This is a genomic window from Paenibacillus nitricinens, assembly GCF_052056485.1.
In the GTDB taxonomy this organism is placed as follows: domain Bacteria; phylum Bacillota; class Bacilli; order Paenibacillales; family Paenibacillaceae; genus Paenibacillus_AQ; species Paenibacillus_AQ nitricinens.
Window position 1 is genome coordinate 6,174,924 of the sequence record NZ_CP183948.1, and the last position, 26,104, is coordinate 6,201,027.

Genomic DNA, 26,104 nt, shown 5'->3' on the forward strand with positions numbered 1-26,104 from the left:
ATGGTTAAAACTTAGATTTGCTACTTAGACCATCTCAAGATGATATCACATCTTGGAGTAGACAGACAATAGATTGTGCGGCAATTCCTTCGCCACGACCGGCAAAACCAAGCTGTTCAGTAGTCGTAGCTTTAACGTTCACCTTGGACGGGTCCGCGTGAAGCGCACGAGCGATAATCTCCGTCATTTGTGGAATGTACGGCGCCATCTTTGGTTTTTGGGCAATAATCGTTGAATCGATATTCCCAAGCTTGTACCCTCGCTCTCTAGCAAGTGCCCACACTTGTTCTAATAATTTCAAGCTATCCGCGTCCTTAAACGCTGGATCTGTGTCCGGAAAATGTCTGCCAATATCACCAAGTCCTAGTGCGCCTAGAATCGCGTCACTTACTGCGTGCAGCAGAACATCAGCATCGGAATGTCCTACTAATCCTTTTTCATAAGGAATCGTAACGCCTCCAATAATACAAGGCCTTCCCTCAACCAGTTGATGTACATCAAATCCTTGTCCTACAGCGATCATGATTGTCCCTCTCCCCTGTTTCTTTCTGTGAATTCTGCAAAATCCAAATCATCTGGCGTCGTAATCTTAATATTTCTGTAGCTTCCCTCTACCACAGAAACCGGAATACCAGCACGCTCTGCCAAGCTGGAATCATCAGTACCTAGAAATCCATCCCGCTCCGCGGCCGCATAGGCATCCAGCAATTCAGAAAGACGAAAAGTCTGCGGGGTTTGAATCGCCCACAGACTTCGCCGATCCGGCGTAGACAGTACTCTACCTTCGTTATCTACCTGTTTGATCGTATCTTTGACGGGTACAGCAAGAACTGAAGCGCCGATCTGCTTCGCTCGCTCGTAACATGCCTCAATTTCATTCGGCTGCACAAACGGACGAACACCATCATGTACCATTACCCACTGTGTCGTAAGTTTCAACAATCCTTTATGTACGGAATGCTGACGCTCAGATCCACCAGCCACTATAGCCTTAACCTTGTCCAGCTTATAGAGCTGTATCCATTCCCGGCAACGATCAATATCTTCCTTACCGGTTACAAGCACGATTTCGGAAATCAAGTCATGCTGCTGAAATACTTCCAGCGTATGAACGATTACTGGTTTACCCTGTAGTAACAGATATTGCTTGCTCTCTACAGTCCCCATTCGCGTTCCTCTGCCTGCCGCCACAATGACGACGCCCACACTGTTTGACATTACTCAGGCTCCTGTCTTTCACGTATATTCCCATCATAACGTGTTTGGCGGGCATTTCCAACCCATAGGACATTTGCCGTGCACTTTATCTACGCCTATTGTGCTTTTTCCAGCAGCTTTGGCTTCGCAAATATCATCCGTCCAGCTGAAGTTTGAAGCACACTCGTGACGAGAACCTCCATCGTGGTTCCGATATATTCCCGTCCGCCTTCCACAACGATCATTGTTCCATCGTCTAAATAGGCTACCCCTTGTCCATGCTCTTTACCATCCTTAATGACCTGAACTACGATTTCCTCACCAGGCAACACTACGGGCTTCACGGCATTCGCAAGATCATTAATATTCAGGACTGAGACTCCCTGTAATTCGCAAACCTTATTCAAGTTGAAGTCATTAGTAACTACTTTACCTCGCAGTACCTTCGCTAACTTCACCAGCTTACTATCCACCTCAGAAATTTCTTCAAAATCCCCCTCGTAGATTAACACCTTCACATCGAGCTCTTTTTGGATTTTATTGAGAATATCAAGTCCCCGCCGTCCGCGATTCCGTTTCAGTAGATCCGAAGAATCTGCGATATGCTGGAGTTCCTCAAGCACAAATTCCGGTATGACAATCGTTCCTTCAATAAATCCGGTTTTGCAAATATCAGCGATCCGACCATCAATAATAACGCTTGTATCGAGGATTTTATGTTCCTCCAGCCCACGACCTTCCGGCTCAGCCGCTTGCCCCCAGCGTCCAGTTGTCCAAAGTGCAGCTAGTTCCTCTTTTTTCTCCAGACCGATCCGCAGCCCCATATATCCAAAAGCTAACGTAACGGGTACCTGCAGCAACTGCCCAGCTTTTCCAAGCCAAATCATTGCAGGATATAACAGAAGAGATAGCAAAAGCCCCCCTGTAAGCCCAGCTGCACCTGCAGCTAATTCATTCATTGGTATACGCGAACAGTACAGAACCGCCTCCCGCAGTTTTGAACCTCCCCATTCCGCGCATAAAGACCCCGCAAACAAAAAAATAATGGCACCCAGCACCGTAAACAAAATGCTTCCCTCTACAGGTAAACTTTCACTCAGCTTTTCCATCCCCTTAGGGAATCCTCTTTCAAGCGCATGGTATAGCGAAAAACCAGACCAAGCACCACATATTAAAGCAAAAGACAATATCACTTTTTTCCACATAACCTAACGCACCTCCTTTTTATTCATCCTTGAATGATCAATACCTCACCAGTATGTTCCAATTTTCAAGACGATAAACTTGGGATAGCGCTGGAATTGCAAAAAGGCTTTGCCATCCCCTAAGGACGACAAAGCCTCTAGCTATAATTATATTAGTTCAACCTTACTACAAGACTGCTTTAACCGTTCTTCGAGTGATACACTTTATCTTCAGAACGTCTTCTACGACGGTGACGGCGTCTGGCTGTCAATCGATCAATGTTTTGTTTAAAACCATATAATGCGTAAATCCCAAGTAAGACGAAGATTAGCTTAGCAATTTGTTCAGGGAACACAACAGCAACAGCCACCGCAACAACAATGACTACTGGCGCTCCGACAACCACTTTTTTAGGTAATCCAACCTTCTTAAAATTAGGATATTTAACAGTGCTGACCATCAAATATGATAAAAGCAATGTAGCCACGATCATAAATGGAGCGGAAACATCTTTATTAAAAAGAGCTAATGTGGCAAGTACACCACCAGCAGCAGGAATTGGCAATCCGATGAAATAACCAGGAACTCCTGGATGAACATTAAAGCGAGCTAGGCGCAATGCACCAAACACCGGGAAAATTGCAGTTACTGTCCAGGCTAATGCAGAATTTAAATCATGCAGGCTTGAAACATACATAATAACAGCAGGTGCTACTCCAAAAGAAACGACATCAGACAAAGAGTCCAGTTCCTTACCAAATTCACTCTCACATTTAAGTGCACGAGCAACTCGGCCATCTAATCCGTCTAACAGCATAGCAATAATAACCATGATAGCGGCCATGCTAACTTTACCGTCAAAAGCCATCATGATACCAAACATTCCGAGCATCAAGTTACCTATGGTAAAAAGACTCGGAATTGATTTTTGTATCATTTCTTCACCTCAATTTTCTCACATTGGCCTTAAACAGCTCCAATATTACGTGATTGTATGTTATTTACATTTGCCTGTCAATAAGAACTTGCTTCTGTAAACGTTTGAGCCCATCCTGAATATTACGAGCCCGCACCTCCCCAATTCCGTCCACTTCATCCAGTTCAGCTATGCTTGCAGACATCAAATTAGGCAGCATTTCAAACCGCTCCACCAGATTATGAATGATCACATTTGGAAGCCGCGGAATCTTATTAAGCAGGCGATATCCACGTGGAGTAACCACCTCTTCAGAAGAAATTGCCGTAGAAGAGTAGCCCAACAATCGAGCAATATGGTTGTCATCCATTAGGTCATCATCACTAATACGTTTGAGACCGGCAATAATTTCACGAATTTTATCTTCTTGCTCTTCCTTAGCATAGTCTCTGTATAGGAGCCATGCTTCTTCCTCTGTATTTCCAACCAGTTCTTCCATCTGCATGCTGATTAAGCGCCCTTCGTTGCCTAGTTCATTTATATATCGTTTAATCTCCATTTTTATGCGCAAAACCATCTCTACCCGCTGAATCACTCCGACCACTTCGGCCACGGTTACGATTCCCTCATACTCCGAAGCAGACAAATTCGTCAGTCCTTGTGTAAGAACCGCTTTGTACTTTTCGAGAGTCTGAATCGCTTGATTAGCTTTAGCCAAAATAGCTCCGATTTCTTTTAACGCATACCGAATGGAACCTTGATACAGGGTAATGATATTGCGGCGCTGTGAAATAGAAACCACCAGTTTACCTGTTTGCTTCGCTACGCGCTCGGCGGTCCGGTGACGAATGCCTGTCTCGATGGAAGAGATGGACGAATCCGGAATTAGCTGTGTATTTGCATACAAAATGCGTTTCAAATCCTCACTAAGAATAATGGCACCGTCCATTTTGGCAAGCTCATATAAATAATTGGGCGAAAAATCGCAGTTAATGGAGAATCCCCCATCCACTACCTCCATCACCTCAGGACTATATCCAACGACGATTAGTGCTCCCGTCTTAGCGCGCAGCACATTCTCAAGACCTTCCCGAAAGGGTGTCCCCGGTGCCGCCAGTCTGAGCAGATCATTCATATTCTCTAATTGGTTATATTCTTTCATAATCCCTGTGCCCCCTAATCTAACGCGACCGATAGTGCATCTGCTACGGTACTGACGCCAATAATCTGGATATCTTGCGGGTGCTTCCAGCCTTTCAAACTTTTCTCTGGCATGATCACCCGCCGGAAGCCTAGCTTCGCGGCCTCCTTCACACGCATTTCCGCGCGCGAAACACCTCTTACTTCACCTGTAAGTCCTACTTCACCGAAGAAAACATCGTAAGGTTTTGTTGAAATATCACGAAAGCTGGAAGCGATACTAATAGCTACTGCTAAATCAATCGCCGGTTCATCCAGCTTTACTCCTCCAGCTACATTAAGGTAAGCATCCTGATTTTGCAGGAACATACCCATCCGCTTCTCCAGTACAGCGATAATGAGTGCCATCCGCTGGTGATCCATACCTGTGCACATCCGGCGAGGGGAGGGGAAATGAGTGGCAGCGACAAGAGCCTGAAGCTCAACAAGCACTGGTCTAGTCCCTTCCATACTGGCCACAACTGTAGATCCGGCTACGCCGAGTGGACGCTCCGACAAAAAGAGCTCTGATGGATTTTCTACTTCGGTTAGACCCACTTCACCCATTTCGAAAATGCCGATTTCATTCGTTGAACCGAAGCGGTTCTTTACAGCCCGCAGGAGTCTATACGTATGATGCCGCTCTCCCTCAAAATACAGCACACAATCCACCATATGTTCAAGCATCCGTGGGCCTGCAATAGCGCCTTCCTTAGTGACATGCCCAACGAGAACTGTAGCAATTCCCCGAATCTTAGCGATACGCATAAATCTTGTCGTACATTCCCGAACCTGGGTCACACTGCCTGGCGCACTAGTTACTTCTGGCATAAATACAGTCTGAATCGAATCGATAACAAGAAATTGCGGCTGAATTTGTTCAATCGCTTCTTCTATGCTTTCCATATTCGTCTCACATAGTACATATAGCTCAGCTGACAACGCCCCGAGGCGATCCGCACGCAGCTTAGTTTGCCTTACCGATTCTTCGCCCGAAATGTACAGTACTCGCAATCCCTGAGTTGTCAGAGCATGCGACGTCTGTAACAAGAGCGTAGATTTACCGATTCCTGGGTCTCCCCCTACTAGTACCAGCGATCCTGGCACGATCCCCCCACCGAGAACACGGTTAAGCTCACCTATACCTGTCAGTATGCGCGGTTCCTTGTCACTTTCTATACTTATGATCGATTGTGCCTTTTCTTTACTATGAAAAATAGGGGCATTCATTCCCTGTGTTTTGACTACGCTTTCTGTTTCCTCCACCATGGAGTTCCAAGCTTGGCACCCGGGACATTTTCCGAACCATTTTGGTGATTCGTATCCACAGTCGGTGCAGAAAAATTTAGTTTTTGGTTTAGCCATTTGTTCTCCTTACGGTTCCGAACTTTTAAATTGCGGATATTTTCTTCTAATGAAAGTTTACCATTTCTGCCCCTTTAACGAAAGGTCATTCGGAATTTGTACTAAATGTATATTTTTAAGTGATAAATTTATATTAAAAAAGCTTCCGCCCCTCTATAAACTGAGGAGCGGAAGCTTTTTTTATTCCATTTTTTTATTCGGATTCTACTTCTTTTTCAAGCAATGGCGCTACAGGAGCATCCACTTTATTCACTACAAGTTCTCCGCCAACTTCATCAATGTTGAGCGAATCACCCTTTTGGATATTTCCTCGGAGCAATTCCTCGGAAAGACGGTCTTCAATATGCTTCTGAATCGCACGACGCAATGGACGTGCACCAAAGGCTGGGTCGTAGCCTTCCTTAGCCAGGAAAGCCTTCGCCGCATCCGTGAGTACGAAATCAACATCATATTCACGCAGTCGCTTGCGCAGCTCATCAGACATCAACGTAACGATTTCAGCAATATGCTTCTCATCAAGGGAGTGGAAGACGATGATTTCGTCAATCCGGTTCAAGAACTCTGGACGGAAGCTCTTCTTCAGCTCTTCCATAACCTTGCCCTTCATATTACCGTATTCTGCTCCAGCATCTTGCACAGCTGTGAATCCAAGTGTCGAATTCTTCTTGATCGCTTGTGCGCCCACGTTAGAAGTCAGAATAATTAATGTATTACGGAAATCGACTACCCGTCCTTTAGAGTCAGTTAATCGACCATCTTCAAGTACTTGCAGCAAAATGTTGAATACTTCTGGGTGCGCTTTTTCAATTTCATCAAGCAGCACTACAGAATAAGGTTTACGGCGTACCTTCTCGGTTAATTGGCCGCCTTCTTCATAGCCAACATATCCAGGAGGAGCTCCGACTAAGCGGGACGTGGAGTGCTTCTCCATGTATTCCGACATATCAATACGGATGACCGCATTCTCATCGCCGAACATGGCTTCAGCCAATGCACGAGCCAACTCAGTTTTACCTACACCTGTAGGACCGAGGAAGATAAAGGAACCCATTGGGCGTTTCGGATCTTTAAGACCCGCACGCGCACGGCGCAGTGCCCGGCTAACTGCCTTAACAGCTTCGTCCTGACCGATCACTCGTTCATGCAGTAAAGCCTCCATGTTAAGTAGACGGTCGGTCTCCTCTTCCTTCAGCTTGCTTACAGGTATACCCGTCCAGCTAGCTACAACCTGTGCAATGTCTTCAGGTGTAACCTCTGAATCCGTGCGACCCTGTTTTTCTTTCCATTGATTCTTTGTCGTATCGAGTTCTTCACGGATTTTTTGCTCTGTATCACGCAAGGCCGCCGCTTTTTCAAACTCTTGACTCTGCACTGCGGAATCCTTCTCCTTGCGGATATCATCCAAGCGCATTTCAAGTTCCTTCAGATTTGGCGGGATGGTGTAAGAATGAAGCCTTACTTTAGATCCTGCTTCATCGATAAGGTCAATCGCTTTATCTGGCAAGAAACGGTCCGGGATGTAACGGTCGGACAACTTCACTGCTTCCACAATAGCTTCATCCGTAATCTTCACACGGTGATGCGCTTCATAACGATCGCGAAGTCCGAAAAGAATTTGGACCGCTTCCTCAGGAGACGGCTGATCCACCGTGATCGGTTGGAAACGTCGCTCGAGTGCTGCATCTTTTTCAATATATTTACGATATTCGTCAAGCGTAGTCGCACCAATGCACTGAAGTTCTCCACGGGCTAACGCCGGTTTCAGAATGTTAGATGCGTCAATGGCTCCTTCCGCGCCACCAGCACCGATTAGCGTATGAAGCTCATCGATAAAGAGCACGATATTACCTGCTTGGCGAATCTCATCCATAATTTTCTTGAGGCGGTCTTCAAACTCACCGCGATATTTTGTTCCAGCCACTACTGAGCCCATGTCGAGCGTCATGACGCGTTTGTCGCGAAGTGTTTCTGGGATTTCATTATTGATAATCTTTTGTGCAAGTCCTTCAGCGATAGCTGTTTTACCAACACCAGGTTCACCGATCAGTACCGGGTTATTCTTAGTCCGGCGACTCAGTACCTGAATAACACGTTCAATTTCCTTACTACGGCCGATAACTGGGTCTAGATTGCCTTCCTTAGCATAAGCGGTCAAATCGCGCGCAAGACCATCTAGGGTCGGTGTGCTGACGTTAGCCGGAGTCCCGCTATGACTAGAGGCAGCCTCGCTGCTTCCCAGGAGCTGAAGCACTTGTTGACGAGCTTTGTTCAAGCTGATGCCGAGGTTATTAAGCACACGAGCCGCGACACCTTCCCCTTCACGGATAAGTCCAAGCAAAATATGCTCAGTGCCAACATACGTATGACCCAATTTGCGGGCTTCGTCCATCGACAGCTCAATCACTTTTTTAGCGCGAGGAGTATAAGCAATGTTCGTAGGCTGTTCTTGACCTCTGCCAATCAATGTCTCCACTTCGTCCTGGATTTTTTCAAGACCTAGCCCTAAAGCTATTAATGCCTTAGCAGCAATGCCGTCTCCTTCACGAATAAGTCCGAGCAAAATATGTTCTGTACCAATATTGTTGTGTCCTAAACGAACAGCTTCTTCCTGCGCCAGCGCTAGCACTTTTTGTGCGCGTTCCGTAAATCTTCCAAACATCATATCTCCTGCACCTCCATGAATAGTAAATATCTATATTAATGTTGTGTTCCCAATGTCTCTCGGAGCAGTTTTGCCCGATACATATCTCGTTCAGTGGCGTTCAGCTCATCGCCGAACATCTTCTGCAGAAATCCTGGCTGTGTCTTAACGTTAAGTTCATTAAGCACTGAAATCGAAAGGCCTTCCAGAATGCCAAGGTCAACTCCAAGTCTCACATCAGACAGGCGTTGAGCAGATTCTTTAAGCTCCATAAGAGCTGCATAACATAAGATTCCGTAAGAACGCTTCACTCGGTCTGTTATTCTCAACGCGGAATCAACAAGCAACCGTTCACGTGCATTTCGCTCATGCTCTATAATCTGGGTAACTACACTGTGAAGGTTCTCTATAATTTCACTTTCCGTTTGACCGAGAGTGATCTGATTAGAAATTTGAAAGATGTTCCCTACTGCTTCGCTACCCTCACCGTAAATTCCTCTTACAGTCAATCCCACTTGGTTTACTGCAGACAATATGCGGTTGATCTGATGAGTCATTACAAGCGCTGGCAGATGCAGCATTACCGAGGCACGAAGCCCAGTACCCACATTGGTGGGGCAACTAGTCAAATATCCTCTTTTATCATCAAAAGCGTAATTGACAGCTGCCTCGAATATATCATCAATCGCCGTCGCACGTTCCCATGCTTCTCTGACCTGAAGACCAGGAAACAGACATTGAATTCGCAGATGGTCCTCTTCGTTAATCATGATGCTGACCGACTCATCTTCATTTAATAAGACAGCCGCACTGCGCGAATCATTAGCCAAGTTAGGACTGATTAGATGCTTCTCAACCAGTACCTTTTTGTCCAGTTCATTCACTTCATCAAGCTTTAGGAGTTGAAAAGATCCGAAATCTGCAGCTGCTTCCTCATGAAACACAGGAGCCAGTAGCTCTAATACTTCTTCCGATTGCTCTAAGGAAGCCAGCATTGGGAACGGAAGATGCTCTAGATTACGGGCAATACGCATACGACTGCTAATTACAATCTCGGAGTGACTACCTCCAGAACGCATCCAATCACTAAGCGCTTGTTCAGTAAATCGGAGACTTGACATGTCATATCCCCCCTATATATCAAAGACTTTACTCTTGTGCTATTTCTTTTTCAAGTTTACGAATCTGATCTCGCAGCTCCGCTGCTTTCTCGAATTCCTCTTGTGTAATACTTTGCTGTAATTCCTGCTTGAGTTCATCTATTTGGCGTCTAAATACAATCTGAGCTCCTGCACGTTTCGGAATCTTACCTACATGTGAAGTACTGCCATGCACTCGCTTAAAAAGCGGGTCCAGTGCACTGTTAAAATACTCATAACAGGAGCTACAGCCAAAACGGCCTAATTTGCTAAACTGGGAGTACGTCATCCCACAATTCTCACACTGCAGACTCTGCGTAGTCTTCGTTGCAGCCGACTTCTCCTTGCCGGCACCTTCAAGATCAAGCAGACCTGAGAGCAGACTGTGGATAGAGAATCCTCCAGCCGTTCCGGGAATGAGTTCACCCTTCTCCCGTGCACAGCTCTCGCAGATATGAAACTCTGTCTTCTCTCCATTCACGATCTTAGTGAAGTGGAGTGTTGCCGGCTTGACGCCACATTCCTGGCATTGCATAAGCGAAAGCCCCTCCCTTATGGTTGACAATTATTTGCCTAACAAAGAGATTAACATCGCCTTCATAATCTTGGCACGAATCTCATCCCGGTATGGAATCTTAACCGTTAGGCATTCCCGAGAAACAGCAGCGCGCATAAGGCACGCTTCACGCTTACTTAGAAAACCAGCTTCCTCCAGCTGATAAATCAGCCCTTCAGCAGCGTTCTGATCAATCCCGCCACCTATAGTATGGTTTAAATGGGCATGCAGTGCCACGTTTGGTGGTAATTCAAAACGTTGAATACGAATATATCCCCCGCCACCCCGCTTACTTTCCACCACATAACCTTTTTCCAGAGTAAAGCGTGTACTGATGACATAATTGATCTGTGACGGTACGCATGAGAACTGGTCCGCCAGGTCATTTCGCTGGATTTCCACCGTACCTTCGGGACTTTCATGCAAAATATTCTTCAGATATTGTTCGATAATATCAGAGATATTGCGCATCACTCATCCTCCAGTGCTTGAATCTTTATAATACCAATTGCAACTTGTATTCATAATGACAATGGTCTTTAATTGAACTTAAACATTTGTGGATAATCCCACGCGTTCAAAGGATCGGATCGCTGTCATTAAGCTTCGTTGACTTTGACTTTCTTTGACTTTTTAATATTATAACATATTCTGTGCTAATTCCAAGTGGATTCTCTTATTTTTCACTTTTTTCAGCGAATGTATTCGGAAATAAAGAACTCTCCCAACTTCTTTCGAAGGGGAGAGCCTAATTTTTGTCAAGAATAAACGTCTTCGTTGTCCTTATTAGGACGATAAGCGTTTATGCGAGAAATATAACGATAATGTATAGCGTTGAACTTATGCTTTCTTATATTTTAAAAATGATCAAATAAAGCTGTCTGTGCTTGTGGAATAATTTCTTCAAACCATTCCACTGCTGCTGCGTGGCCAGAGACACTTCCATAACGAGCCATCTCTGTTGGTCGTTTGTATCCAAGCATCAAGGCCGTCAATGTGCCTATATCACAGTTTAAGTCTGCTTCCGCCCGTTCCCCTTCCACTCGTGTCAAAGTAGCCGATCCCTCATTAGAGATGTTCCATGCCCACAATCCATCATTCCAAGGTGCATACTTATCTTCGATATATATAAGCTGCTTCTTTTGACTACTGTTTCCTCTGAAGGCGTATGTTTCAATGAATGACTTGACATTAACAATCCGCCCCATAAAATAAGGATAATTCTCTTGTTCTATACGTGGATCTGGCAGCAAGAAAGGTAACATGTCATCCGAAGGCACCAGCTTTAAGGATGCACCGGTCACCATCGAATCATGGTTCGCAAGAAATGTCCACAGCCCCTGCCGAGCTTGTTCATTCAAAAAAACAAATTCATCAATGACCAGTTCTCTGTTCTCTATCTTATACAGCACATATCCCTCTGGTTCACCACTCTTGGAGTAAAATACTGCACTCTTTCCTTCATCTTCTAGAACAGAGTTCTCCCACCAGTCCAAATCGCGCTTAAGTGTCCCGTTATAACTAACAGCGAATCGATTGTATAGGCTATCCAATACTTCGATATCTTTGATGTCCCGTTTAACCTTGCCCTCAACTTCAACCTTTTTGGGAAACTTCGCTACTGGAATAGAGTATTTCTTATATTCACAATAAACCTCCCAGCCAAATTTACGATAAAACGGAATCAGGAACGGGTGTAGAAAAGAGAGCGTTTGACCTGCCTCATTCATCGTATGCAGCGCATGAGACAAAAGATTTGCCACATGCCCTTGTCTGCGGTTCTCTGGCCATGTAGCTACTCCTGCTATACCACCCATAGGTACCACTCTGCCCTGTATGTAGACTTGGAGAGGAATAATCGTCAATTTAGCTTCCAATGTTCCATCCTCAAAAGCACCCCATACCTGTTCAGCCTTGAATCTTTCCTTTGCACTTGCCCTTTTTTCACTAGGAAGCTTGTACTGAAAAGCATATTCTGACAAGTTCATGCTCGCATCAAATTCTTCTGAACGTAACTGTCTTATTACCACAAACTCACCTCATCCTTTATAAAATTACTTTTAGGATAAGTATAACAAGAGCGTCAATTGTGCGCTAATCTATTGCATTATTTATAACTTTATTTTCAGTTATCCACAGCTCTATGCAGGTTTAAAAATAGTCTTGAAATCTTGTCCTATCCAAGTTAAAATAGTTATCCACTTATCAATAGCTCTATCCACATAATTCTCGCTATATCCACAGCAACCCGTGTATTACTTAGGTTTTTTGTTGACAGATCCATATAAATATGTATTTAATCCACACTATTTAGGGATTATTTTTCTCTCAATCATCTATCCACATGTGCGTAACTTTTCTGCAAATTCAAAAGTTTATCCACAAGTTTTCCACAGTCTACAATAAACGCAAAAAAGCCACTGTCGATTACTCAACAGTGGTCTAATTGTGCTTGGCAACGTCCTACTCTCCCAGGACCCTTCGGTCCAAGTACCATCGGCGCTGGAGGGCTTAACGGTCGTGTTCGGGATGGGTACGCGTGGAACCCCTCCGCTATCGCCACCAAACATGCGTCTGTCAAACAGACGCTGTCGCGTGAAATTTGCTTCATCACAGAAGTGCGAATAAATTCCATAGCGTAATCCAGGCTTGATGCCTGAAAACTGAATCCGAATTGAATTTGCGTTTTAAGTATAGGATAAGCCCTCGACCGATTAGTATTGGTCAGCTCCATGCATTACTGCACTTCCACCTCCAACCTATCTACCTCGTCGTCTTCAAGGGGTCTTACTAATTGGGAAATCTCATCTTGAGGGGGGCTTCACGCTTAGATGCTTTCAGCGCTTATCCCGTCCGTACGTAGCTACTCAGCCATGCTCCTGGCGGAACAACTGATGCACCAGCGGTACGTCCATCCCGGTCCTCTCGTACTAAGGACAGCTCCTCTCAAATTTCCTGCGCCCACGACAGATAGGGACCGAACTGTCTCACGACGTTCTGAACCCAGCTCGCGTACCGCTTTAATGGGCGAACAGCCCAACCCTTGGGACCTACTTCAGCCCCAGGATGCGATGAGCCGACATCGAGGTGCCAAACCTCCCCGTCGATGTGGACTCTTGGGGGAGATAAGCCTGTTATCCCCAGGGTAGCTTTTATCCGTTGAGCGATGGCCCTTCCATGCGGTACCACCGGATCACTAAGTCCGACTTTCGTCCCTGCTCGACTTGTAGGTCTCGCAGTCAAGCTCCCTTATGCCTTTGCACTCTTCGAATGATTTCCAACCATTCTGAGGGAACCTTGGAACGCCTCCGTTACTCTTTAGGAGGCGACCGCCCCAGTCAAACTGCCCGCCTGACACGGTCCCCGTACCGGATTACGGTACTAGGTTAGAACCTAGATACGATCAGGGTGGTATCCCAACGGCGCCTCCACCGAAGCTTGCGCTCCGATTTCTACGGCTCCCACCTATCCTGTACAGATCGTACCCAAATTCAATATCAAGCTGCAGTAAAGCTCCATGGGGTCTTTCCGTCTTGTCGCGGGTAACCTGCATCTTCACAGGTATTAAAATTTCACCGGATCTCTCGTTGAGACAGCGCCCAAGTCGTTACGCCATTCGTGCGGGTCAGAATTTACCTGACAAGGAATTTCGCTACCTTAGGACCGTTATAGTTACGGCCGCCGTTTACTGGGGCTTCGGTTCATAGCTTCGGATTGCTCCTAACCACTCCCCTTAACCTTCCAGCACCGGGCAGGCGTCAGCCCGTATACTTCGCCTTGCGGCTTCGCACAGACCTGTGTTTTTGCTAAACAGTCGCTTGGGCCTTTTCACTGCGGCCCCCTCGTGCTATTCACACTACCGGGGCACCCCTTCTCCCGAAGTTACGGGGTCATTTTGCCGAGTTCCTTAACGAGAGTTCTTCCGCGCGCCTTAGAATTCTCTTCTCGCCTACCTGTGTCGGTTTGCGGTACGGGCACCTTCTCCTGGCTAGAGGCTTTTCTTGGCAGTGTGAGATCATGACCTTCGCTACTGTAATTTTCGCTCCCCATCACAGCCCAGCCTTAATGATGTGCGGATTTGCCTACACATCAGCCTCACTGCTTAGACGGACATATCCATCAGTCCGCGTCACTACCCTCCTGCGTCACCCCATCGCTCATAGCGGATTACGGTGGTACAGTAATTTCAAACTGTTGTCCTTCGACTACGCCTTTCGGCCTCGCCTTAGGTCCCGACTTACCCTGAGCGGACGAGCCTTCCTCAGGAAACCTTGGGCTTTCGGCGGATCAGATTCTCACTGATCTTTTCGTTACTCATACCGGCATTCTCACTTGTATGCTGTCCAGCGCTCCTTACGGTACACCTTCAACCCACATACAACGCTCCCCTACCCCAGATACATAGTATCTAGCCATAGCTTCGGTGGTGTGTTTAGCCCCGTTACATTTTCGGCGCAGAGTCACTCGACCAGTGAGCTATTACGCACTCTTTCAATGGTGGCTGCTTCTAAGCCAACATCCTGGTTGTCTGTGCAACTCCACATCCTTTCCCACTTAACACACACTTGGGGACCTTAGCTGATGGTCTGGGCTGTTTCCCTTTTGACAATGGATCTTAGCACTCACTGTCTGACTCCCGGCAATAAGTATATGGCATTCGGAGTTTGACTGAGCTTGGTAATCCTTGCGGACCCCGCACCCAATCAGTGCTCTACCTCCACTACTCTAATACCGAGGCTAGCCCTAAAGCTATTTCGGGGAGAACCAGCTATCTCCGAGTTCGATTGGAATTTCTCCGCTACCCCCACCTCATCCCCGCATTTTTCAACATGCGTGGGTTCGGGCCTCCAGTGCGTGTTACCGCACCTTCACCCTGGACAGGGGTAGATCACACGGTTTCGGGTCTACGTCCACATACTCATTCGCCCTATTCAGACTCGCTTTCGCTGCGGCTCCGTCTTCTCGACTTAACCTTGCATGTTAAACGTAACTCGCCGGTTCATTCTACAAAAGGCACGCCATCACCCATTAATAGGGCTCTGACTTTTTGTAAGCACACGGTTTCAGGTTCTATTTCACTCCCCTTCCGGGGTGCTTTTCACCTTTCCCTCACGGTACTGTTTCACTATCGGTCGCCAGGTAGTATTTAGCCTTAGCAGATGGTCCTGCTGGATTCATACGGGGTTTCACGTGCCCCGCACTACTCGGGATCCGTCTCGGAGAGAACACAGTTTAGGCTACAGGGCTTTTACCTCTATCGCGGGCCTTTCCAGACCTCTTCACCTACCATATTCCTTTGTAACTCCATGTGAGACGTCCCACAACCCCTAAGAGCAAGCTCTTAGGTTTAGGCTGTTCCGCGTTCGCTCGCCGCTACTGACGGAATCACTATTGTTTTCTCTTCCTCAGGGTACTTAGATGTTTCAGTTCCCCTGGTCTGCCTCTACATCTCCTATGTGTTCAGAGATGAGTAACTGCGAATTACCACAGCTGGGTTTCCCCATTCGGACACCCCCGGATCAAAGCTTGCTTACAGCTCCCCGAGGCAGTTTCGTTGTTCGCCACGTCCTTCGTCGGCTCCTGGCGCCTAGGCATCCTCCGTGTGCTCTTATTAGCTTAACCTTGATTTTCCCTAAGAAAAATCTCACTAATAACATTTACTTGTTTACACAAGTTGCTAAAAGATGTTCTAAAACGCAAATTCGTTTCGGTATCCAGTTTTCAAGGATCAAGGTAAAAATATTCTAGACATAACAAATAGATGAAGTTTGTTGGTGGAGCCAAGCGGGATCGAACCGCTGACCTCCTGCTTGCAAGGCAGGCGCTCTCCCAGCTGAGCTATGGCCCCGCAAATTCCATCAAAACCGAACAAATGGATACGCGTTAAATGATTGTGGAAGTTTAACTTCCGATTTGAATGTCTTCATTGCAGAAGACGATTCTCCATAGAAAGGAGGTGATCCAGCCGCACCTTCCGATACGGCTACCTTGTTACGACTTCACCCCAATCATCTACCCCACCTTCGGCGGCTGGCTCCCTTGCGGGTTACCCCACCGACTTCGGGTGTTGTAAACTCTCGTGGTGTGACGGGCGGTGTGTACAAGACCCGGGAACGTATTCACCGCGGCATGCTGATCCGCGATTACTAGCAATTCCGACTTCATGCAGGCGAGTTGCAGCCTGCAATCCGAACTGAGACCGGCTTTGATGGGATTGGCTTCACCTCGCGGTTTCGCTTCCCGTTGTACCGGCCATTGTAGTACGTGTGTAGCCCAGGTCATAAGGGGCATGATGATTTGACGTCATCCCCACCTTCCTCCGGTTTGTCACCGGCAGTCACTCTAGAGTGCCCAACATTACTTGCTGGCAACTAAAGTTAAGGGTTGCGCTCGTTGCGGGACTTAACCCAACATCTCACGACACGAGCTGACGACAACCATGCACCACCTGTCTCCTCTGTCCCGAAGGCCGCCACTATCTCTAGTGGATTCAGAGGGATGTCAAGACCTGGTAAGGTTCTTCGCGTTGCTTCGAATTAAACCACATACTCCACTGCTTGTGCGGGTCCCCGTCAATTCCTTTGAGTTTCAGTCTTGCGACCGTACTCCCCAGGCGGAGTGCTTACTGTGTTAACTTCGGCACCAAGGGTATCGAAACCCCTAACACCTAGCACTCATCGTTTACGGCGTGGACTACCAGGGTATCTAATCCTGTTTGCTCCCCACGCTTTCGCGCCTCAGCGTCAGTTACAGCCCAGAAAGTCGCCTTCGCCACTGGTGTTCCTCCACATATCTACGCATTTCACCGCTACACGTGGAATTCCACTTTCCTCTTCTGTACTCAAGTCACCCAGTTTCCAGTGCGACCTCAGGTTGAGCCCAAGGTTTAAACACCAGACTTAAATGACCGCCTGCGCGCGCTTTACGCCCAATAATTCCGGACAACGCTTGCCCCCTACGTATTACCGCGGCTGCTGGCACGTAGTTAGCCGGGGCTTTCTTCTCAGGTACCGTCACTCCGGGTAGCAGTTACTCTACCGGACGTTCTTCCCTGGCAACAGAGCTTTACGATCCGAAAACCTTCATCACTCACGCGGCGTTGCTCCGTCAGACTTTCGTCCATTGCGGAAGATTCCCTACTGCTGCCTCCCGTAGGAGTCTGGGCCGTGTCTCAGTCCCAGTGTGGCCGTTCACCCTCTCAGGTCGGCTACGCATCGTCGCCTTGGTGGGCCGTTACCCCACCAACTAGCTAATGCGCCGCAGGCCCATCCCTCAGTGACAGATTGCTCCGTCTTTCATTCTTTCTTCAGGAGAAAAAAGAAATTATCCGGTATTAGCTACCGTTTCCGGTAGTTATCCCAGTCTAAGGGGCAGGTTGCCTACGTGTTACTCACCCGTCCGCCGCTAAGTTATTTTGAAAGCAAGCTTTCAAAATAACTCCGCTCGACTTGCATGTATTAGGCACGCCGCCAGCGTTCGTCCTGAGCCAGGATCAAACTCTCCAATTAGTATTGAAAAGAGCGATATGCTCATTTTGAAACTGACGATTCATTAAATGAATCTTTTTAAAAATTAACGCGTTCCATTTGTTCAGTTTTCAAAGAACTTGCTCCTAGCATTTCGACATTCAATGTCTCTTGCACAGGAATTTTAGTATATCATGTTGTCGTATTTCTTGTCAACTTATTTTTTCATCGTTTGTGTTTCATTTGTTCGATGCGTCATAAGCACAAGAGATAATATACCATGCCGTTCTTATGTTTGCAAGCTTTTTTTGAAATAAAAATAATCCACGAATAAATACTTTCAAACTAACACAAACCAACACAAATTGATTCCAATAATTCATAATCTGTGGCTAAATAGAATCTATCGTAATCCCATATATTAACTTCTAATGATACGTACGAAAGGAGTCTAAATGAAAAACAATCCATCTACTGCTACGAGCCAAACAAACACTAAGGACAAGGAGCAGCGTAATCTGCAGCAAGCAACAATTTATAAGATTTTGCTGGCTGTCAGCTTTGTTCATTTATTTAACGATTCTATTCAGGCAGTTATCCCTGCAATCTTCCCTATTCTTAAAGATAACCTGATGCTCTCCTTTGCTCAAATTGGGTGGATCTCCTTCGCCTTAAACATGACGTCCTCAGTGATCCAGCCAGTCATCGGATATGCCGCTGATCGCAAACCTCGTCCTATTTTGTTACCACTGGGCATGTGCAGCACATTTTTAGGCGTACTTTTATTGGCTTATGCCAACAACTATATCCTTGTATTGTTTTCCGTCATGTTAATCGGCTTCGGATCTGCTACCTTTCATCCGGAAGGCATGCGTGTGGCTCATATGGCTGCCGGTCAGCGGAAAGGTCTTTCGCAATCTATTTTTCAAGTCGGCGGCAATGCCGGGCAATCTCTAGGTCCAATGCTTACAAAATGGATTTTCATTCCCTTTGGGCAGATCGGGGCTCTTGGCTTCACTATCGTTGCGGCTGCCGGAATTGCCGTCCAGACCTATGTCGCTCGCTGGTATCGGGAGATGCTGGATGCGGGATATACGTTTCATAAGAAATCAACCGCACGCGCAATCGATCCTGCCCGCCGCAAAAGTATTCGCACGGCAACTATCATCCTTGTGTTCCTAGTCTTTGTAAGATCTTGGTACGGCGCTTCTATCGGCAGTTACTACGCTTTCTATTTAATGGACAAATATCAAATGACGCTTGATAAGGCCCAAATCTATATTTTTATGTATCTGGCAGCTGGAGCTGTCGGTACATTCTTTGGAGGCCCACTGGCTGACCGCTTCGGACGGCGTAATCTCATCCTTCTTTCTATGGTCGGAACAGTGCCCTTTGCGCTGGCTCTACCCTTTGTGAACCAAATGTGGGCAGCTATTCTCCTGCTGATTGGTGGTTTCATCCTTTTGTCCAGCTTCTCCGTTACTGTAATCTACGCTCAGATGCTTTATCCAGGCAATATCGGAACAGTTTCAGGGTTAATCACTGGTCTTGCTTTTGGGCTCGGAGGAATTGGCTCTTTGGTACTCGGCAATCTGATTGACACCATTGGAATTTCAAAAGTGTTTATTGCTTGTGGATTCCTCCCTCTTCTTGGTTTCCTTGCTCTCCTGCTTCCTAGAGACGAGAAACTAGAAGAATGGGCCGCTCAATAAACATCAGTAAAATCAGTAACCACTTAACGCCTTACTCATGACTGCAGAAAATAGAGCGGCAGCCTTCCCGCTGCCCTCTGTCATATAATTATCCCTATTTGTACGATCAAACCCCATCCACACTGCAGCTGTCCATTCCGAAGTATATCCAACAAACCACAGATCGCGATTAGCTTTCTTGCTCACGCCTAACAGGTCCAATTGGGTTGTTCCGGTTTTCCCTGCTACAGGTCTGTTCATTTGTGCTTTTTTGCCTGTTCCTTCATTGACAACATTACGTAACATCATCGTCATTGCCTCTGCGGTTCGTTGCGATATGACCTGACGGGATTCAGAGGGATGTGTGTATACGACCTTCCCTTTTGAATCCATTATCGTGCGTACCATATGAGCCTCATTCAGTTTACCTCCATTAGCAAAGACACCGTAGGCTTGTGTCATTTTAAGTGGAGATACTCCGTTATGAAGCCCTCCCAAAGCTATTGATAAATGGTTATCCTCCTCCGTCAGTACAATTCCTAATTTGGCTGCGAATTGCCGCGCAGATGAGATTCCAACCTGCTTCAAAAGCCAGACGGCTGGCGCATTTATGGATTTTTGTAGCGCTGTGTTCATGGTAATCTTACCTTGGTACACTCCATTCAAATTCTCAGGTACATAGCTTCCATAAGCGTATTTGCGATCAGACAGTATGCTATCCGGGCTATACTTCCCGCTCTCTAGTGCGGGTCCATAGTCAATGATCGGCTTGAAGCTGGACCCAGGTTGCCGCGCATCAATTGTAGCTCTATTCAAGCTCCCCTCGTTATGTTCACGCCCACCAATCAATGCTACCACTTCACCTGTACGATGATCCATAATCGTCATAGCTGCTTCTACCTGCTGATCTTTTCCGTCGGGCGGGAAAGATGAGTGCTTAAGAAAGGCCTGTTCAAGCGCCTGCTGTGCTTTAATGTTCAATCCTGTAACAATAATGTAGCCACCCGTCCGAAGCTCCTCCACAGACTTCCCAGTGATCTGAGCCGCTTCCTTAAGCGTAGCATCCACATAATGTACGCCAATGATTTCTTCTTTGTTTGCAGCGGGAGGATGATACTGTATATCTCTAGCCTTAATCATTTGTTCATTAGTGATCAGTCCTTGATCTAACATAATCTGTAGAACGAGATCCCTTCTTGTTTTGGATAATGTCCAATTATCTACCGGATTATAAATAGACGGTCCTTTAGGAATTCCCGCCAGGGTGGCGATTTGCCATATTTCTAGTTTTTTTAAATCGGATACGCCGAAGTAACGCTCCGCAGCTGCCTTTACTCCATATTGCCCACGCCCCATATAAATCTGATTGAGGTAAAGCCCTAGGATCTCTCGTTTTGTTAACTGTCTCTCTAATGCAAGAGCAATGGATGCTTCATTTAGCTTACGTATGACATTCTTGTTCCTGGTCAAATAAAGATTGCGAGCTAGCTGCTGAGTAATACTACTCCCGCCCTCGGAGAGATCCATATCCACAATATTTTTTAGAAAAGCGCGAGAAATCCCTTTATAATCTAACCCCTGGTGGCTATAAAAGCGCCGGTCCTCCACCGCTAAAAACGTATTGATCAATAATGCAGGCATCTCCTCCAGCTCCGCTGAATGTCTATACCCCGAGCCCGGTAAAGGGATCCTTCGTAATGTCGCCCCATCCGAGGCCTTAATGATGCTCGATTCCGGCAGCTGAAGTTTATCCTCTTGCTGCTTAACCACTTGCCCGCCGTATTGAAATACGTAAAGCAAACCCACGAGCGCTATTATTACTCCAATGATACTCCCATCAAATAATAAATACCCCAGACGGAGTATCCGGGTACGCATGATCCATCTGCCATCCTTGCCTGAACGGGCTACACTTTGTTTTTTTTCGGTAACGGCATTCATGACTCTATAATCAGGTTCTCTAAGAACCGCTCCATACTACGGGCTTCAACATTCGCTGCTTCAAGAAGTGCTTGGGCTTCCATCCCATCATCCGAATTGTCAGCCTCCTCTACCTCACGGAGAGCACGGAGAATTGCCCGAGTTCTTATCAATAAAGCTACTGCTGGTGTGTCCTGCATCGTTTCTGGTGCTACGCCTCTATTTGGAACTTCAATTCTTTGCATGCGATTCAGGTTAGCGGCGATTTGGCCTAATTCTCCTCCGGAGAGAACCTTGATTTCTTTTGTTACTCCCTTATCTGCTAACTCTGAGGTTCCAAGCAATACCGTGTGCAAATCATCGGCAATTTTCTGTGAACGGAGAATAAACAACCCGCTGAAGAATAGAACAAATAGAATTATGGCGCTGGGGATTGTTCCAATATGATTAATGGTCCAATGGATAAGACGAACAAAAAAGACGCCTGATTGCCCCGAATAATGTGCATACAGCAAAGCAACAACCCGCTGGACAGCAAAAAGAAAGGCAGCACTCAAAAGAGCACTCCCTATAAAAACATAAAGATAATGGATGCGAACCGTCCGAAGTTTGTGCATAGTAATCCCTCCTTGTGCTCATAAGAAGAAACGCCTTCGGCGTCCTTTTTAAGGACGATAAGCATTTCTTCGAAAAATATAAGGATAAAGTATAGCTTAAAGCTTATACTTTCTTATATTTCAAGGATAGCTTCCAAATCTTAAGAACCTGCCTAGAGTTTTCTTAAGATTCTATGAAGAAGGGGAAACAGGTGATGAAATCCGTGCGAAGTGGGGAGCTTTCTACATAAATAACGCCATTGTGGCGTTCGATGATACTTTTTGAAATGGCAAGGCCTAAGCCTGAACCGCCTGTATGCTGTGAACGGGACTTCTCTGCCCGATAAAATCGTTCAAAAATAAACGGAATATCGCTCTCTGCAATCCTCTCTCCAAAGTTGCTAATGCGGACAATCGCTTCATTTCCCTTTTTACTGAAACCAATCTCCAGTTTTTTGCCGCTTCTCCCGTAACGGATTGCATTCGTAATCAAATTCTCATAAGCACGAACTAATTCTTTAGGGGAAGCCTCTATCCACAGCTCATCAGCTTGGTCATCGATCTCGTAGGTCATTTCAGCCTTTGTTAGTTCAGGAACCGACTCCTCCGCTAACTGCCGTATAAATGCTTTTAAATCTAATCGCTCCATAGCCAGAGGGTATTCCCCACTATTTACGCGTGTATATTCAAAAAGATCGTCGATCAGTTTACGCAGCACAAGGGATTTGTTGTAGGCTATGCTCACGTAATATCGTATTTCTACTTCTTCCTGGCATCGATCTTGCTCGATATATTCCAGAAAGCCGAGGACAGAGGTGAGTGGGGTTCGTAAGTCGTGTGAAACGCCAGTAATCAAGTCATTTTTCGCATTCACAGCTTTACGTTCCTCTTCCACGGAGTGCTGCAAACGCTCAGCCATTTCATTAATATTCTCAGCCAGCACACCCAACTCGTCCGATGTTCTGACCTCAATGCGGTGAGTCATCCCTGAGCTCGTGATTTCCTGAATCCCTTTGGTGATCTCCTCCAGATACAGCACTACTTTACGAGTATAGATAAAAAAGAACAGCAAAAAGCTGATAATCCCGGCTGCGGTCAGTAGTGGCACAGAGCCAATATGATTAATGATCCAGCGTAAGATACGTGAATAGGGAGCCGACTCTGGAGCTGGATTCAGATAGATCATAAAATTAACGAGCTGGTAGCCAGCCATAAGTAACAAACCACCGGAAAGTACACTAAGTAAAAATGCAAATATAAACTTCCACCGGATCGTTGTTATATATTTCGAATTCAAGAAGCCTCACCTAATCCTTTCAGGAAGGTCCATCTAATTTATAGCCAACTCCCCAGACGGTTTGTATGTAACGCGGGCGCTTTGAATCGATTTCAATTTTGTCGCGGAGATTACGAATATGTACCATAACTGTATTGCCTCCATCTAAAAATGGTTCATTCCACACTTTATCGTAAATCTGTTCTAAGCTGAGTACTTGACCTTGGTGCCTTGCCAAAAGCTCTAGAATAGAAAATTCCCGCGGAGTCAGCTTAATCTTCTGTAGATCTACATGTACCTCATGCTTAGACGTATCTATGGTTAAATCTTCAAAGCTCAGTTTACTTTCACTCCCCAAGCTACTATTATCCTTATTAAATGCGTGGTAACGACGCAGCTGTGACTTGACGCGGGCCACAATCTCTAAAGGATTAAAAGGCTTGCCCACGTAGTCGTCCGCTCCTATGCTCAGTCCTGAGATTTTGTCCATATCGGTATTTTTGGCTGAAAGGATGATAATCGGCATCTTCCGCGCTTCACGGATCTTCATACATGCCGCTAGTCCATCCATCTTAGGCATCATGACATCAAGAATAATTAAATCCACTTCTTCCTTCTGCAGACACGCCAGCGCTTCCAACCCATCATAGGCTTTAAGCAGCCGGTAGCCCTCATTGCTGAGATAAATCGATAACAGCTCTACAATTTCCCTCTCATCATCTACTAACAATATCGTCTCTCTCTTCACGGAAGGGGTATCCTTTCAAATAGAGTAATAAGTATCTATAGCTTATATATTAGCAGATCAATCGAATGACAATAAGAAGAATACGCAAAAAAGGGTTCCAGCTCCTCTCGTACTTAAACGAAATGGAACTGGAACCTTTTGAGGTTCTAGTATAACTATGCTTACATCTCCAGCAATCGAATCAGCTCATCCTCATCCTCAATGACTTGAATGCCCAGCTGCTGCGCCTTGGCCAGTTTACTACCTGCCTTCTCGCCGGCAATAACTAAATCCGTCTTCTTGGATACACTACCGGATACCTTCGCTCCAAGTGCTTCTAAGCGTTCAGCGGCTTCGTCTCGGGTAAGCTTTTGTAACGAACCGGTCAACACTACCGTTTTTCCGCTAAAGAAGGAATTCGTACTAACAGGACGTGGTGCCTCAGGAGCTTTCGCTTCAACCCCAAGCGCGCGTAAACGCGAAACGTTCGCCACAACGATAGGATCTGCGAAGAAGTTAACAATGCTCTCGGCGACAATCCCGCCAATGTCCGGTAACTCAGCGAGTTCCTCTGCTTTAGCCTGCATCACAGCATCCAAATCGCGGAAATGATCAGCCAGCATCCTGGTTGTTGCTTTTCCTGTGTTAGGAATACCTAACGCAAAGAGGAACGAAGCGAGATCACGCCCCTTGCTATCTTCTAACGCTTGCAGCAAATTCTGTGCTTTTTTCTCTCCAAAACGATTTAGCTGTACAAGCTGCTCAAAGGACAATTCATACAGATCGGCAGAGTCATGTACATTAAGCTCGTCGTAGAGCTGGCCTGCCGTCTTCTCACTGAACGTCTCAATATCCATAGCATCACGCGAAGCGAAATGAGTAATCCGGCTAACTATTTGCGGCCTACAATTCAGCTTATTGTTACAGAAAAGATGCGCGCCGCGCATTTCCAGCGGATATCCACAAGCCGGACAATTTTCAGGAAAAATGATCTCTTCACCGTCATTCTCTTCTGTTACTTTGCCAAGGATTTCCGGGATAACATCATTAGAGCGCCGAATAAACACTCGTGAGCCTAAGGCGAATTTCAAGTTTTTGCGCTCAATATCGCCCACATTATTCAAGGTGCAATTCTGTACGGTAACTCCAGCAAGCTCTACAGCCTCAACACGAGCCAGCGGAGTCACTTTACCTGTACGTCCAACATTCCAGCTAACAGACTCTAGCACGGTCGTTGTTTCTTCCGCTTCAAATTTATAAGCCACCGCCCAGCGTGGAAACTTATCCGTATAACCAAGAACCTCACGGATACGGAAATCCGTCACCTTAATTACGGCCCCATCGATCAGGTAATCAAGACTTGAACGACTCTCCTCGATTCCAGCAAGCTGTTCGGTCACATCATCGAAATCATTGCAGTAAGTCAGATAAGGATTTACTTTGAATTTGTTATTCCGCAGAAAATCCATCATCTCCTGATGATCTGCGAAATCTACACCCTCTGCAAAACCTACATTATAGAAATAAGCATTCAACCGACGCTCTGCAGTCGTCTTTGGATTAAGATTACGCAGTGCACCCGCTGCTGCATTACGTGCATTCTTCAGCGGCTCTGCAGCCCGTGTATTATAATCAGCCAGCACAGACAGATTCATAATTCCTTCACCCTGAACCTCAATGACCCCTTCTTTAAAAGGAATCGTTAATGGAACAGACTTAATGGTCTTCACCTGTGCAAGGATTCCTTCACCCACTACACCATTCCCACGGGTTGATGCCTGTTCGAGAACACCATTCCGATAGGTTAGATTTAGCGTCAAGCCATCGAACTTCAGTTCTACTGCATAACAAGGATCAGGCAGAGGGTTGCCTGGGTTCTTAAGATTGTACTCATTCACTAAGCGAAGTACCCGCGTATTCCAGCTCCGCAGCTGTTCGATATTCTGTGCTTTATCCAGACTCCAAAGCGGAGCCAGATGCCGATGCGGCGTGAAGCCCTTAAGAAGATCTCCTCCTACACGTTGTGTAGGAGAATCCGGTAACACGAAGCCACTCTCAGCCTCCAGTGCTACAAGCTTGTCGTATAAAACATCGTATTCCTTATCGCTGACTAGCGGTGTATCCAGCGTATAGTAGTGGTAATTATAGTGATTCAATTCTGCAACAAGCTCTTCCATCACATGCATAGCATCCATGCAGGTACATCCCTCCGTCAATAAGTTTCCTAATGGTTAGCGTGGTCTAAATATC

Annotated in this window: 17 protein-coding genes, 1 tRNA gene and 3 rRNA genes; 1 reads left to right on the forward strand and 20 read right to left on the reverse strand. The window is 46.2% G+C overall.

From position 1 onward, the window contains the following. Positions 1–34 precede the first annotated feature (34 nt). The 15 genes from ispF to ACN6KS_RS27710 all read right to left on the reverse strand — a co-directional run bounded on the left by ispF (position 35) and on the right by ACN6KS_RS27710 (position 17,686). Complete coding sequence (gene ispF, locus ACN6KS_RS27640) at positions 35–523, reverse strand: 2-C-methyl-D-erythritol 2,4-cyclodiphosphate synthase (RefSeq protein WP_094877209.1); 489 nt, start codon at positions 521–523, stop codon at positions 35–37. Then, on the reverse strand, positions 520–1,218 hold the full coding sequence (gene ispD / locus ACN6KS_RS27645) for a 2-C-methyl-D-erythritol 4-phosphate cytidylyltransferase (protein ID WP_341135816.1): 699 nt from the start codon (positions 1,216–1,218) through the stop codon (positions 520–522). The genes ispF and ispD overlap by 4 nt, the downstream gene beginning before the upstream one ends. 95 nt (positions 1,219–1,313) lie before the next feature. Beyond that, positions 1,314–2,402 (reverse strand): PIN/TRAM domain-containing protein, encoded by a 1,089-nt coding sequence (locus ACN6KS_RS27650; protein ID WP_042131244.1) that lies wholly within the window; start codon positions 2,400–2,402, stop codon positions 1,314–1,316. A 179-nt stretch (positions 2,403–2,581) separates the two neighbouring features. After that, positions 2,582–3,319, reverse strand: coding sequence for a CDP-diacylglycerol--serine O-phosphatidyltransferase (gene pssA / locus ACN6KS_RS27655; RefSeq protein ID WP_042192208.1), 738 nt, complete (start codon positions 3,317–3,319; stop codon positions 2,582–2,584). Between the two features lie 64 nt (positions 3,320–3,383). Next, complete coding sequence (gene disA / locus ACN6KS_RS27660; RefSeq protein ID WP_042131246.1) at positions 3,384–4,460, reverse strand: DNA integrity scanning diadenylate cyclase DisA; 1,077 nt, start codon at positions 4,458–4,460, stop codon at positions 3,384–3,386. 14 nt (positions 4,461–4,474) lie between these two features. Beyond that, on the reverse strand, positions 4,475–5,842 hold the full coding sequence (gene radA / locus ACN6KS_RS27665) for a DNA repair protein RadA (protein ID WP_060625849.1): 1,368 nt from the start codon (positions 5,840–5,842) through the stop codon (positions 4,475–4,477). Between the two features lie 193 nt (positions 5,843–6,035). Next, the gene (clpC, locus tag ACN6KS_RS27670; RefSeq protein WP_042131248.1) at positions 6,036–8,504 is read right to left on the reverse strand and encodes an ATP-dependent protease ATP-binding subunit ClpC; all 2,469 of its coding nucleotides are present in this window, start codon (positions 8,502–8,504) and stop codon (positions 6,036–6,038) included. 35 nt (positions 8,505–8,539) lie between these two features. Then, entirely contained in the window at positions 8,540–9,604 is a 1,065-nt protein-coding gene (locus tag ACN6KS_RS27675; protein WP_042131249.1) for a protein arginine kinase, read from the reverse strand. A 28-nt stretch (positions 9,605–9,632) separates the two neighbouring features. Continuing rightward, complete coding sequence (locus ACN6KS_RS27680; RefSeq protein ID WP_042192214.1) at positions 9,633–10,157, reverse strand: UvrB/UvrC motif-containing protein; 525 nt, start codon at positions 10,155–10,157, stop codon at positions 9,633–9,635. Positions 10,158–10,187: 30 nt separating this feature from the next. Continuing rightward, entirely contained in the window at positions 10,188–10,649 is a 462-nt protein-coding gene (locus ACN6KS_RS27685) for a CtsR family transcriptional regulator (RefSeq protein ID WP_042131251.1), read from the reverse strand. 386 nt (positions 10,650–11,035) lie between these two features. Then, a complete protein-coding gene (locus ACN6KS_RS27690) occupies positions 11,036–12,208 on the reverse strand; it encodes a GNAT family N-acetyltransferase (protein WP_094871858.1) in 1,173 nt (390 codons plus the stop codon). 420 nt (positions 12,209–12,628) lie between these two features. Further along, positions 12,629–12,745, reverse strand: a 5S ribosomal RNA gene (gene rrf, locus ACN6KS_RS27695). Between the two features lie 127 nt (positions 12,746–12,872). Continuing rightward, positions 12,873–15,800: ribosomal RNA gene (locus ACN6KS_RS27700) — 23S ribosomal RNA — on the reverse strand. 150 nt (positions 15,801–15,950) lie between these two features. Further along, a tRNA-Ala gene (locus ACN6KS_RS27705) sits at positions 15,951–16,026 on the reverse strand. Between the two features lie 101 nt (positions 16,027–16,127). Then, positions 16,128–17,686: ribosomal RNA gene (locus tag ACN6KS_RS27710) — 16S ribosomal RNA — on the reverse strand. The 16S, 23S and 5S rRNA genes sit together here with 1 tRNA gene alongside, the layout of an rRNA operon. Before the next feature lie 413 nt (positions 17,687–18,099). On the opposite strand from ACN6KS_RS27710, the gene ACN6KS_RS27715 reads away from it, so the two are divergent. Then, positions 18,100–19,356: an MFS transporter gene (locus tag ACN6KS_RS27715; RefSeq protein ID WP_094870805.1), complete on the forward strand. Its 1,257-nt coding sequence runs from the start codon at positions 18,100–18,102 to the stop codon at positions 19,354–19,356. 12 nt (positions 19,357–19,368) lie between these two features. Here the strand turns inward: ACN6KS_RS27715 and ACN6KS_RS27720 are convergent, their stop codons facing one another. The 5 genes from ACN6KS_RS27720 to ligA all read right to left on the reverse strand — a co-directional run bounded on the left by ACN6KS_RS27720 (position 19,369) and on the right by ligA (position 26,049). Beyond that, positions 19,369–21,213 carry a transglycosylase domain-containing protein gene (locus tag ACN6KS_RS27720; protein WP_440960884.1) on the reverse strand — a complete coding sequence of 615 codons (1,845 nt, stop codon included), beginning with the start codon at positions 21,211–21,213 and terminating at the stop codon, positions 19,369–19,371. Between the two features lie 59 nt (positions 21,214–21,272). After that, positions 21,273–21,872: a hypothetical protein gene (locus ACN6KS_RS27725; protein WP_440960885.1), complete on the reverse strand. Its 600-nt coding sequence runs from the start codon at positions 21,870–21,872 to the stop codon at positions 21,273–21,275. A 163-nt stretch (positions 21,873–22,035) separates the two neighbouring features. Beyond that, positions 22,036–23,148, reverse strand: a complete 1,113-nt coding sequence (locus tag ACN6KS_RS27730) for a sensor histidine kinase (protein ID WP_256990457.1) — start codon at positions 23,146–23,148, stop codon at positions 22,036–22,038. Between the two features lie 19 nt (positions 23,149–23,167). Then, positions 23,168–23,875 carry a response regulator transcription factor gene (locus tag ACN6KS_RS27735; protein WP_094870809.1) on the reverse strand — a complete coding sequence of 236 codons (708 nt, stop codon included), beginning with the start codon at positions 23,873–23,875 and terminating at the stop codon, positions 23,168–23,170. Positions 23,876–24,036: 161 nt separating this feature from the next. Beyond that, a complete protein-coding gene (gene ligA, locus ACN6KS_RS27740) occupies positions 24,037–26,049 on the reverse strand; it encodes an NAD-dependent DNA ligase LigA (protein ID WP_094870811.1) in 2,013 nt (670 codons plus the stop codon). Between the last annotated feature and the right edge of the window lie 55 nt (positions 26,050–26,104).

Excerpts from the sequence above, each read along its gene's own strand:
- ispF (WP_094877209.1), bottom strand. The coding sequence starts at position 523 with ATGATCGCTGTAGGACAAGGATTTGATGTACATCAACTGGTTGAGGGA.
- ispD (WP_341135816.1), bottom strand. The coding sequence starts at position 1,218 with ATGTCAAACAGTGTGGGCGTCGTCATTGTGGCGGCAGGCAGAGGAACG.
- ACN6KS_RS27650 (WP_042131244.1), bottom strand. The coding sequence starts at position 2,402 with ATGTGGAAAAAAGTGATATTGTCTTTTGCTTTAATATGTGGTGCTTGG.
- pssA (WP_042192208.1), bottom strand. The coding sequence starts at position 3,319 with ATGATACAAAAATCAATTCCGAGTCTTTTTACCATAGGTAACTTGATG.
- disA (WP_042131246.1), bottom strand. The coding sequence starts at position 4,460 with ATGAAAGAATATAACCAATTAGAGAATATGAATGATCTGCTCAGACTG.
- radA (WP_060625849.1), bottom strand. The coding sequence starts at position 5,842 with ATGGCTAAACCAAAAACTAAATTTTTCTGCACCGACTGTGGATACGAA.
- clpC (WP_042131248.1), bottom strand. The coding sequence starts at position 8,504 with ATGATGTTTGGAAGATTTACGGAACGCGCACAAAAAGTGCTAGCGCTG.
- ACN6KS_RS27675 (WP_042131249.1), bottom strand. The coding sequence starts at position 9,604 with ATGTCAAGTCTCCGATTTACTGAACAAGCGCTTAGTGATTGGATGCGT.
- ACN6KS_RS27680 (WP_042192214.1), bottom strand. The coding sequence starts at position 10,157 with ATGCAATGCCAGGAATGTGGCGTCAAGCCGGCAACACTCCACTTCACT.
- ACN6KS_RS27685 (WP_042131251.1), bottom strand. The coding sequence starts at position 10,649 with ATGCGCAATATCTCTGATATTATCGAACAATATCTGAAGAATATTTTG.
- ACN6KS_RS27715 (WP_094870805.1), top strand. The coding sequence starts at position 18,100 with ATGAAAAACAATCCATCTACTGCTACGAGCCAAACAAACACTAAGGAC.
- ACN6KS_RS27720 (WP_440960884.1), bottom strand. The coding sequence starts at position 21,213 with ATGCGTACCCGGATACTCCGTCTGGGGTATTTATTATTTGATGGGAGT.
- ACN6KS_RS27725 (WP_440960885.1), bottom strand. The coding sequence starts at position 21,872 with ATGCACAAACTTCGGACGGTTCGCATCCATTATCTTTATGTTTTTATA.
- ligA (WP_094870811.1), bottom strand. The coding sequence starts at position 26,049 with ATGGATGCTATGCATGTGATGGAAGAGCTTGTTGCAGAATTGAATCAC.